General features: G+C 66.0%; 12 protein-coding genes. 7 read left to right on the top strand and 5 right to left on the bottom strand.

Going from position 1 to position 10410, the window contains the following annotated elements; genetic code table 11:
• Positions 1-348: 348 nt before the first annotated feature.
• Positions 349-1263, bottom strand: coding sequence for an SDR family oxidoreductase (locus WAW17_RS11510; protein ID WP_422333108.1), 915 nt, complete (start codon positions 1261-1263; stop codon positions 349-351).
• 189 nt (positions 1264-1452) lie between these two features.
• On the opposite strand from WAW17_RS11510, the gene echA20 reads away from it, so the two are divergent.
• The 4 genes from echA20 to ipdC are packed head-to-tail and all read left to right on the top strand — an operon-like array spanning position 1453 to position 4952.
• Positions 1453-2226, top strand: a complete 774-nt coding sequence (gene echA20 / locus WAW17_RS11505) for a (7aS)-7a-methyl-1,5-dioxo-2,3,5,6,7,7a-hexahydro-1H-indene-carboxyl-CoA hydrolase (RefSeq protein ID WP_422333107.1) — start codon at positions 1453-1455, stop codon at positions 2224-2226.
• 4 nt (positions 2227-2230) lie between these two features.
• Positions 2231-3136 (top strand): cholesterol ring-cleaving hydrolase subunit IpdA, encoded by a 906-nt coding sequence (ipdA, locus tag WAW17_RS11500; protein ID WP_422333106.1) that lies wholly within the window; start codon positions 2231-2233, stop codon positions 3134-3136.
• The gene (gene ipdB / locus WAW17_RS11495) at positions 3133-3894 is read left to right on the top strand and encodes a cholesterol ring-cleaving hydrolase subunit IpdB (RefSeq protein ID WP_422333105.1); all 762 of its coding nucleotides are present in this window, start codon (positions 3133-3135) and stop codon (positions 3892-3894) included. The genes ipdA and ipdB overlap by 4 nt, the downstream gene beginning before the upstream one ends.
• 2 nt (positions 3895-3896) lie before the next feature.
• Positions 3897-4952 carry a (3aS,4S,5R,7aS)-5-hydroxy-7a-methyl-1-oxo-octahydro-1H-indene-4-carboxyl-CoA dehydrogenase gene (gene ipdC / locus WAW17_RS11490; protein WP_422333109.1) on the top strand — a complete coding sequence of 352 codons (1056 nt, stop codon included), beginning with the start codon at positions 3897-3899 and terminating at the stop codon, positions 4950-4952.
• Between the two features lie 3 nt (positions 4953-4955).
• Here ipdC and WAW17_RS11485 read toward each other — a convergent pair whose 3' ends face one another.
• Positions 4956-5237: a DUF2277 family protein gene (locus tag WAW17_RS11485; protein ID WP_422333104.1), complete on the bottom strand. Its 282-nt coding sequence runs from the start codon at positions 5235-5237 to the stop codon at positions 4956-4958.
• A gap of 19 nt (positions 5238-5256) precedes the next feature.
• Positions 5257-6495, bottom strand: a complete 1239-nt coding sequence (locus WAW17_RS11480; protein ID WP_422333103.1) for a glycosyltransferase family 87 protein — start codon at positions 6493-6495, stop codon at positions 5257-5259.
• 193 nt (positions 6496-6688) lie between these two features.
• Between WAW17_RS11480 and WAW17_RS11475 the strand changes: the two genes are divergently transcribed.
• Complete coding sequence (locus WAW17_RS11475; RefSeq protein WP_422333102.1) at positions 6689-7414, top strand: hypothetical protein; 726 nt, start codon at positions 6689-6691, stop codon at positions 7412-7414.
• A 5-nt stretch (positions 7415-7419) separates the two neighbouring features.
• Here WAW17_RS11475 and WAW17_RS11470 read toward each other — a convergent pair whose 3' ends face one another.
• Complete coding sequence (locus WAW17_RS11470) at positions 7420-8004, bottom strand: TetR/AcrR family transcriptional regulator (protein WP_422333101.1); 585 nt, start codon at positions 8002-8004, stop codon at positions 7420-7422.
• Between the two features lie 93 nt (positions 8005-8097).
• Between WAW17_RS11470 and WAW17_RS11465 the strand changes: the two genes are divergently transcribed.
• A complete protein-coding gene (locus tag WAW17_RS11465; protein WP_422333100.1) occupies positions 8098-9495 on the top strand; it encodes a cytochrome P450 in 1398 nt (465 codons plus the stop codon).
• A gap of 6 nt (positions 9496-9501) precedes the next feature.
• Here WAW17_RS11465 and WAW17_RS11460 read toward each other — a convergent pair whose 3' ends face one another.
• Positions 9502-9921 carry a hypothetical protein gene (locus tag WAW17_RS11460; RefSeq protein ID WP_422333099.1) on the bottom strand — a complete coding sequence of 140 codons (420 nt, stop codon included), beginning with the start codon at positions 9919-9921 and terminating at the stop codon, positions 9502-9504.
• Here WAW17_RS11460 and WAW17_RS11455 point away from each other — a divergent pair.
• Positions 9908-10384 carry a hypothetical protein gene (locus WAW17_RS11455; RefSeq protein ID WP_422333098.1) on the top strand — a complete coding sequence of 159 codons (477 nt, stop codon included), beginning with the start codon at positions 9908-9910 and terminating at the stop codon, positions 10382-10384. The genes WAW17_RS11460 and WAW17_RS11455 overlap by 14 nt on opposite strands.
• Positions 10385-10410: the final 26 nt, after the last annotated feature.

The following is a 10410-nucleotide window of genomic DNA, read 5'->3' as shown; positions in this document are numbered from 1 at the left end:
GATCAGGCGGTAGAGGACATACAGCGAGAACCACGTGATGAGCACGCTGGCGAGGACCAGCAATATCTCGTAGAAGATGACCACGATCTCCTCCTCGGACGTAATTGCGGACAGTGAATTCGGTGTCGTCACCACCCCCTCGGTACACGCCGCAACCGGTTTCACCGCTCCACGGCACCGCTTCCTCACCGATCAAGTCCGAGCGTGCCCCCAGCGAATATGCCTTGGCTGGTGATTCGGTGAAGATTCGATGAAGAAGTCGCCACCGGGTGCCCGAGACTTCGGGCAACCCGGTGCTCCGATCGGACGGTTGCGGCAGAGCGCGTCGCCTCTGCCGCGACCATCAGATCAGGCGCCGTAGACCGGGACCGGAGTTTCCGCCTTGGCGAGCAGATCCGCGACGACGGGACCGATCTCCTTCGGATCCCAGCGTGCGCCCTTGTCCTGGGTGGGGCCGTGGCGCCAGCCCTCGGCGACGGTGATCTTGCCACCCTCCACCTCGAAGACGCGCCCGCTCACATCCTTCGACTCCGCACTACCGAGCCAGACCACGAGAGGAGAAATGTTCTCGGGTGCCATCGCGTCGAAACCCTCTTCGGGCGCGGCCATGGACTCGGCCATCGCGCCGCCGGCGCCCACCGTCATCCGGGTGCGGGCAGCGGGGGCGATCGCGTTGACGGTGATGCCGTAGCTCTTCAACTCGGCGGCAGCCTGAATGGTCATCTCGGCGATGCCGGCCTTGGCCGCGGCGTAGTTGCCCTGCCCGATCGAACCCTGGAGTCCGGCACCGGAACTGGTGTTGATGATGCGGGCATCGATCACGTTGCCCGCCTTCGACTCGGCACGCCAGTACGCGGCCGCATGATGGAGGGTGGCGAAGTGGCCCTTGAGGTGAACGCGAACCACGGCGTCCCACTCCTCCTCGCTCATGCTCACGAGCATGCGGTCACGCAGGAATCCGGCGTTGTTGACCAGCACGTCGAGACGCCCATACGTATCGATCGCCGTCTTGATCAGGTTCTGAGCTCCGGCCCAGTCCGCGACGTCGTCGCCGTTGACGACGGCCTGGCCGCCCGCCGCCTCGATCTCGGCCACCACCTGTTCCGCGGGGCTCTCGCCCGTCGCCGAGCCGTCGAGGCCGGCGCCGATGTCGTTGACCACGACCTTTGCCCCCTCAGCCGCGAACGCGAGGGCATGGGCGCGTCCGATACCTCGTCCCGCACCCGTCACGATGACGACGCGACCGTCGACCAATCCACTCATGTGCTCTCCTCTGTAGTTGCCGCCGCCGGGGACGGTCGGTGTCGAACCGCTGACGTGGGCTGCCAACGAGCCATTCGTCCGCTCCGCCGTCGGGTTTCCCGTGCTGCCCAGCTCAGAACCCTCGGGACAGCACGTGTGCTAACTTACCAAGCAATTGCTTGGTTCGGTACAAGACGTAAGGAACATGCCATGGGCATCACCTCCACCACCGACGGGGCCGGCATCACCACGGTCACCGTCGACTACCCGCCGGTGAACGCCATCCCGTCACGCGGATGGTTCGAGCTGGCCGACGCCGTGCTGGACGCAGGCAAGGACCCGGCCACGCACGTGGTGATCCTGCGAGCGGAGGGACGCGGCTTCAACGCCGGCGTCGACATCAAGGAAATGCAGGCCACCGACGGATACGGCGCGCTGGTCGACGCCAACCGCGGCTGCGCCGCCGCCTTCGCCGCCGTCTACGACTGCGCCGTGCCCGTGGTGGTCGCGGTCAACGGCTTCTGCGTGGGCGGGGGCATCGGCCTGGTCGGTAACGCCGACGTGATCGTCGCATCCGACGACGCCGTCTTCGGTCTCCCCGAGGTGGATCGCGGAGCACTCGGTGCCGCCACGCACCTGGCCCGGCTCGTCCCCCAGCACATGATGCGCACGCTGTACTACACGGCGCAGAACGTCACCGCGCAGCAACTCCAGCACTTCGGATCGGTGTACGACGTGGTGCCACGCGAGAAGCTCGACGACACCGCCCGCGACATCGCCGCCAAGATCGCAGCCAAGGACACCCGGGTGATCCGTTGCGCGAAGGAAGCGATCAACGGCATCGACCCCGTCGACGTCAAGACCAGCTACCGGCTCGAGCAGAGCTACACCTTCGAACTCAACCTCATCGGCGTCTCCGACGAGCACCGCGACGAGTTCGTCGAGACCGGCAAGACACGGACCAACTCGAACAGGGAGGGCTGACGCGATGGCGGCCAAGCGTGACAAGAGGATGTCGCTCGACGACGTCGTCGGCGAACTCCGCAGCGGAATGACCATCGGTCTCGGCGGCTGGGGTTCACGCCGCAAGCCGATGGCACTGGTCCGGGCCCTGCTCCGCTCGGACGTCACCGACCTCACCGTCGTCACCTACGGCGGACCCGACCTCGGTCTGTTGTGCTCGGCGGGCAAGGTCAAGAAGGCGTACTACGGTTTCGTGTCGCTCGATTCGGCCCCGTACTACGACCCCTGGTTCGCGAAGGCGCGCACCAGCGGCGAGATCGAGGCGCGGGAGATGGACGAGGGCATGGTCAAGTGCGGGCTCGAAGCCGCCGCGGCCCGGTTGCCGTTCCTGCCGATCCGGGCTGGGCTCGGATCCGACGTCCGGAACTTCTGGGGGGACGAACTACGCACGGTCACCTCCCCCTACCCTGACGCCTCGGGCAAATCGGAGACACTGATCGCGATGCCGGCACTGAATCTCGATGCGGCACTGGTGCATCTGAACATCGGGGACAAGCACGGCAACGCCGCCTACACCGGCGTCGACCCCTACTTCGACGATCTCTACTGCGCGGCGGCCGAGAAGCGCTACGTTTCCGTCGAGCGCGTCGTCGAGACGGAGGAACTGGTGAAATCCGTTCCGATACAAAATCTCATCCTGAACCGCATGATGGTCGACGGCGTCGTGGAAGCACCGAACGGAGCGCACTTCACGCTCGCCGGCGACAGCTACGGACGCGACGAGAAGTTCCAGCGCCACTACGCCGAATCGGCGAAGGACCCGGAGTCGTGGCAGAAGTTCGTCGACACCTACCTGTCGGGCAGTGAAGACGATTACCAGGCCGCCGTGAAGAAGTTCGCCGCCGATTCGGAAGCAGGGAAGCAGGCATGAGCGAGACCATCACCGAGGTGACGCGGGCCGAGTACTGCGCCATCGCGTGCGCCGAAATCTTCTCCGGGGCAGGCGAGATCATGGCCAGCCCCATGGCCACGCTGCCCCTCATCGGGGCGCGCCTGGCGCGCCTCACCACCGAACCGGATCTCCTGATCACCGACGGCGAGGCCCTCATCTTCGCCGACACCCCGGCCGTCGGAGCGAAGGCCCCGATCGAGGGCTGGATGCCGTTTCGCAAGGTGTTCGACGTGGTCGCGTCCGGTCGACGCCACGTGGTGATGGGCGCCAACCAGATCGACCGCCACGGCAACCAGAACCTGTCCGCGTTCGGTCCGCTCCAGCACCCCACCCGTCAGATGTTCGGTGTCCGCGGCGCCCCCGGCAACACGATCAACCACCCCACCAGTTACTGGGTGGGCAAGCATTCGTCGCGGGTGTTCTGCGACAAGGTCGACATCGTCTCCGGCGTCGGCTACGACCAAGTGGACCCGCAGAACCCGGCCTTCCGGTTCCTGCACCTTCACCGGGTGGTCACCAACCTGGGCTCGTTCGACTTCGGCGGCCCCGACCACACGTTCCGCGCGCTGTCGCTGCATCCGGGCGTCACTGCCGAACAGGTTGCCGAGAACACGTCGTTCGAGGTGGCGGGACTGGCCGAGGCCGGCACCACCCGTGAGCCCACCGAAGAAGAACTCCGATTGATCCGCGAGGTTCTCGACCCTCGCAACCTGCGTGACCGTGAGGTATCGCTGTGACCATGCTCAAAACTCGTCTGACAGAACTCGTCGGGATCGAACATCCCGTGGTCCAGACCGGCATGGGCTGGGTGGCGGGACCCCGCCTCGTCGCCGGCACCGCCAATGCAGGCGGTCTCGGCATCCTGGCGTCGGCGACGATGACGTACGAGGAACTCGAATCGGCGATCGCCAAGACGAAGACGCTGACCGGCAAGCCGTTCGGCGTCAACATCCGTGCCGACGCCACCGACGCACCGCAGCGGATCGACCTTCTGATTCGGGAAAACGTGCGGGTCGCGTCGTTCGCGCTGGCGCCCAAACAGGAACTGATCGCAAAGCTCAAAGCCGCCGGTGTCGTGGTCATTCCGTCGATCGGTGCAGCCAAGCACGCCACGAAAGTGGCGTCCTGGGGTGCCGACGCGGTGATCGTTCAGGGCGGTGAGGGCGGCGGACATACCGGTCCGGTGGCCACCACACTGTTGCTGCCCTCGGTGCTCGACGCCGTCGACATTCCCGTCGTCGCGGCGGGTGGCTTCTACGACGGCCGCGGACTCGCCGCGGCGCTGGCATACGGCGCTGCCGGCGTGGCGATGGGAACCCGGTTCCTTCTCACCCAGGAGTCCACCGTGCCGGATTCGGTGAAGAAGGAGTACCTCGCCCGCGGACTGCAGGACACCACCGTGTCCCGCAAGGTCGACGGCATGCCGCACCGCGTGCTCAACACCGAACTCGTCAACCGCCTCGAGCACTCGGGCAACCTGCGCGGGCTCGTGGCCGCCGCCCGCAATGCGTCCAAATTCAAGGCCATGACCGGGATGAAGTGGTCGACGCTCGTCAAGGACGGCCTCGCGATGAAGAAGTCGAGCGACCGCACCTGGCAGCAGATCATCATGGCCGCCAACACCCCGATGCTGCTCAAGGCCGGACTCGTCGAGGGCAACACCGAGGCCGGGGTCCTGGCGTCCGGTCAGGTGGTGGGCTTGCTCGACGACCTGCCCACCTGCAAGGACCTCATCGACGGCATCGTCGCCGACGCCGTCGAGCGCATCGACGCCCTGAGCGCCCTGCGCGCCTGAGGCTCAGCTGCTCGACGCTTCCTTCGCCGCGATCCGGGCTCGAACCTCCGGCCGGCGCAGCGGAGGCACCGTCTGCGGCGGCTGCTTGCGCGGTGGCAGCGCGTCGAGCAGCTTCGTGGTGGCCGCGGTGACCACCGCTACCGCCTCCTCGAACGGCTGCCGGTTGGCGTCGGACAGTTTCTGGATTCCGCTGACCTTGCGGACGTACTGGCGTGCTGCCGCTTCGATCTCCTCCGCGGTGGCCGCCGGCTCGAGTCCACGCAGCTCGGTGATGTTTCGGCACATGAATCGACCATAACGCCGCTCAGGCCGCCGCGCGGCTTCCCACCTCCGGGCGAATGTACCTTTCGACGCTGCTACGGCGGCCGGCGGTACATTCGCCCGCTGTCCGGGAGCGGGCCGCGACCACGGCCGCACCGAGCAGAACGAGCGCGATCAGGCACTGGGAACTGCCGATCACCTCACGCACCACGGTTTCCACCCAGCCTGACGACGACGCCTGCAACACGAAGTTCGGTCCGATCAGGAAGATCACGGTCGCGGTACCGATCAGCGGCCGCCAGCTGCGGTACCGCGGCGCCAGGAGGATCGGGATCAGCAGGATGCTGTACGCCCAGTGATGGGTGACGGCGAACGGCGCCGCGAGCAGGGACGCCAGCGCCACGATCGACAGCGCGATCATGTGCTCACCCGACCGCGTGAAACGCTGCGCCGCCCATGCTGCGGCCGCAACGATGACGGCGGCGCTGACCACCCAGAGGGCACTCGCCGGCTTGCCCTCGGCACCGAGCCGGGCGATCACCCCGGTGACGGCCTGGTTGCGGAAGAAGTCGGGTGCGCCGGCACGTCCGGTGGCGAAGAACTCGGTAGTCCAGAACCAGACCGAAGACCGCGGCAGCAGCCAGAATCCGAGGCCGATGGTCGCGGAGATCGTGGCCAGTGCGCGAGCCACCGACCAGAAGTCCCTGCGTACCAAAAGAACCAGAAGAAAGGCGGCCGGTGTGATCTTGACCGCCGCCGCCAGACCGATCCCGATTCCGCGGAACCGGCGGGGAATCACGCCGGCGCAGTCCGCAACCACCAGCGCCATGAGAACGATGTTGATCTGACCGAAGTCGAAGTTCGAACGCATCGGTTCGAACAGCAGCACCGGACCCATCGACAGCAGTGCCAGGAGTTCGGGGCGCTGCACGTCGAGCTTGGCCATCACCACCTTCAGGATCCACCACACCAGAACGAGATTGAGTCCGCACCACAACGCCTGCAGCACAGCGGGTTCGACCTCCGCCATCGGCGCGAACAGGATGGCCGCGAAAGGGGCGTAGATGAAGCGGAATCCGGAACTGCTCGGAAAGTCCGTGGAGTACAGTGGCATTCCGCTGACAAATGCGAAGCCCGCGTCGCGGAAGACGGACAGATCCATCAGGTAGCCCGTCGACGCTTCGAACTCTCGTCTGGCCACTACCCACAGCGAGAAGACGCCCATGAGGAGCGCGAGAACCCGGAAGCGATAAGCCGTGAACTTCGATTCACTCTGTAACAAGAAGTTGTTCCTTCATGATCGGCGTCGTGGTCGACGCTCCACCGTAGTCGGCCGTGACCTTTTCGTGACAATGCCGAGGTCGCGCTGTCCGAACCGCACCATTTGCGAGGATTCTCGGCGAATCACCGATCGGTGTGGGTAACCGGCCGGGGCAGTAATATGTGCCATACAGGTCGGTTCGAGGAGGCCGGTGATGACCAGGAGCCCGCGATCGATCGCCGAATGCGAGAAGACTCTCCCACCGGGTACTGACGAGCGGTTCTCCGGCTACGGAGTGATGGGGCTCCCGTTCGCCAGTGGACACTGCCTCGCGCTCCGACACTTTCCCGTCAGCTCCCTCGGGGACGGGTACGACTCGGTGTGGCATCGAGACCCGTCGGGGTCGTGGGTGATCCACAGCAGCGTGGCCCCGGACCTGAGCTGCGCGCGGTATTTCGGCTCAGCCCTCGAGGACGCAGAGATCGACGACATCTCGGTGACGTGGACGGGTCCGTCCGCGTTCACCGTGGAGGTGAAAGACAAGATCGAGTGGGAGGTCGAGCTCGGACGCTCGGTCGCCACGGCAGCGATGACCCGCCTCGGACAGCTGATGCCCGCCGGGTGGTGGCGCCGGCCGAAGGTGTTGTCGGCAATGTCGCGGGTCGCGCGTCCAGCCCTGGGCGTCGGACGGGTCCGGCTCGCGGGTACCACCTCGAACGGTCAACAGTTCCAGGCGAATCCACGGATGCTGTGGACCGTCAAGCGGAGCCGGGCGCTGATCGACGGAACCGACATCGGTCCGCCCGGACCATTACCCGAGCAGGCGAGCCTGGGCGACTTCTGGATACCTCAGCGCGGAATTTTCGTCGTCGGCGAGTCCTATTTCGAACCGTACGACCCGGCCCGCCACAGTGCCGCCCGTCCCGACGACGGCGTGTGATGAGGTCAGTCGATGATTCCATCCAGCATTCCGCGCAGTGATCGCAGGCAGAGTTCGCGCAACTCGCTCTCGGGAACGCCGGGGTGGTCCAGCCAGTCCATGCAGACGGCCCGCACGAACGCAATCCATCCCCGCACCGCGATGCCGACGAGTTCCCGTGCGTCTCCGGGCGGATCGAGTGCGTCGACGATGCGGTTCTGCTGAGCCTCGAGTTCCCGATCGACGATGGCCCGGATGTCGGCGTCGGCCGAGAGCGCGCCGGAACTGATTGCCCGGACCCCGTGCCGGTGTCCCGCGACGTGGTCGAGGTACGCGTCGAGGCCGGCGGCGACCTGCTCTTCGACGGGACGCGTCGAATCGGGCAAGGTGGCGTCGAGCAGCCTGTCGGATTCGCGCTGGACGACGGCGGCGAAGAAGTCACGTTTGGTCGGGAAGTAGTGGTACATCAGTCCCCGCGACACCTCGGCGAGCTCCGCGACCTCCTCGATCCACACGTCCTCGTACGGCCGGTCCGCGAACAGCCGCGCGCCGATGTCGAGCAACTGCTTGCGGCGCTGCTCGGGGGCGAGGCGGCGACGGGCACTGGTCATGTTCAGCCACGTTACTACTTGACATCGATTCAGTAAGGGGTACTTTCCGTACTAGACATCGATTCAGTGGCACGGGACACATCGGGGGCCGGCATGAGCGTGGGAATATTTCGGCAGGACACGGCCGCAGGCATCCCGCACCCTCGATGGCGGCTCCCGGGGCTGGGAGATCTCATCGGCATCAGCATCCGCACTCCCCTGCAGAACTCGATGGACATCGGCACCGAGCTGGGCCCGATCTTCGAACGAATAGTGCTGGGAAATCGCTTCGTGTTCGTTTCCGGTGCCGACATGGTGGCGGAGCTGTCCGACGAATCGCGTTTCACCAAGCATCTTGCGCCCGGTGTCGCCTCCCTCCGCGAACTCGGCGGTGACGGCCTGTTCACGGCCTACAGCCACGAGCCGAATTGGAGCAAGGCGCACAACCTTCTGGCACCGGCCTTCACGAAGGCCGCGATGCGCTCCTACCACGGCACGATGCTGAACGTGGCCGACGCACTGGTGGAGCATTGGGACCGGCACGCCGACGGGACTCCGATCGATGTGTCGACCGACATGACCAAGCTGACCCTCGAAACCATCGGCCGGACCGGCTTCAGCTATTCGTTCGACTCGTTCCGGCGCGACCGCCCGCATCCGTTCGTCGAGGCGATGGTCGGTGCGCTCAGCCACTCCCAGCGCACAACCTTCCTGAAATCCACCGCGCTCGGGCGTCTCCTCGCGAAGCCGTCGGACCGTCGGAACGTCGCGAACCTGACCTATCTGGCAGAGGTGGTCGACGAGGTGATCCGAGCCCGACGCGACAGCACCGATGCCGGCCCCGAGGACCTGTTGGAGTTGATGCTCCGAGCCGCCCGGCACAACGACCCCAACCGGATCGACGAGCTGAATATCAGGCATCAGGTGGTCACGTTCCTCGTCGCCGGCCACGAGACAACCTCCGGCGCATTGTCATTCGCATTGTATTACCTCTCCCGGAACCCGGAAGTACTCGCGAAGGCGCAGGCCGAGGTGGACGAAGTCTGGAGCGACGAAGTCCCGGCGTTCGAGCAGATTCCGAAACTGCGGTACGTGCGTCGCGTACTCGACGAAGCGCTGCGACTGTGGCCGACCGCGCCCGCCTACGCCCGCGAGGCCACCGTCGACACCACGCTCGTCGGCAAATACCCGATGAAGGTCGGCGACTGGGTTCTCGTACTCATTCCCGCACTGCACCGCGACCCCGTGTGGGGTGACAATCCCGAGAAGTTCGATCCGGACAACTTCCTTCCCGAACGCATCCGCTCTCGTCCCCCGCACGTGTACAAGCCGTTCGGCACCGGCGAACGCGCCTGCATCGGAAGGCAGTTCGCGGTCCACGAGGCGGTGCTCGTACTCGGGACGATACTGCGCCGGTACGACATCGAGGGCGACCCGGACTACAAACTGAAGGTGGCCGAGCGGCTCACTTTGATGCCGGAGGGGTTCACCCTGCGGCTGCGCCGCCGCTAGGCCGTCTCACACCCGGATCACCGGTCTTCGGCCGACCGACTGCTGGATCTTCGCCGTACTCATCACCGACGATGGGTACGGCCGATTCCGGCGGCCGGGCGCACCCGCGAGATCGCCGCCGCAATCCGCACCGGACCCACTCGAGGCGAGGATCCCGACAGCGTCGAAGAGCGGATCCGGGGCGCCGAAATGGGCGGGCTTCCCCTCACGCGCTGGTAACCGCTGGGAGCTGGTGACGTTTCGCAGCGAACACGGCGAGAAACAGCCGGCAACCCCAGCTGGTGGTCCATCGTGGCCGGCCATTGCCTCGTCGACGAGGTTCACCAACGGCGGTGTCACCGATCGACCGAATCCGTCTCCCGCCGTGTCCCGTGTACGGGAGGATCGGTCTATATGAGAAAGGGCGCGGCCGATGATCTGGGTCATTCTGACGTTCCTCGGTGTCCCGCTCTGGTTGTGTGTCGGTGCCCTCCTCGTTCTGTTGCGCGGGCGCCGTCAGATCACGCATCTTCCGGACGGTTTCGCCTCCAAGCCGCGGGTGGTGTCGGGACACGTCCGCGGGCTCGAGCCGGACTTTGCTCGAATCAGCAGCGTCGGGCACTGGGTCCACAAGGTACTCGTGCTCCATGGGGGGAATCCCTTTCTCACCCAGACAATCCTGTGCGGAATCACGAGCATCGTGAGCGGCCCGGCAGACATCGACCCGGCCACGGTCAAGCGTATCGACGACCCCGTCGCCGTTCGTTTCCTGCATGATGCGGGCGGGACCGTCGAGGTGGTGTGCTCGCGCGGTGATCTGACGGCACTGCTCGGGCCGTTTTCCGCTCCCATGCGGCCGACCGACTCCCCGGCGGCGCCGGTACCGCCAACCGGGAAGAAGACGCAGTGAACTGGGCGATCCCCGCGATCGCAGGG

Origin of the sequence: Rhodococcus sp. (in: high G+C Gram-positive bacteria) (assembly GCF_049286785.1) — a bacterium.
GTDB lineage: Bacteria > Actinomycetota > Actinomycetes > Mycobacteriales > Mycobacteriaceae > Rhodococcus_F.
The sequence above is the reverse complement of the archived record's forward strand: the minus strand, read 5'-3'. Positions and strand labels throughout refer to the sequence as shown.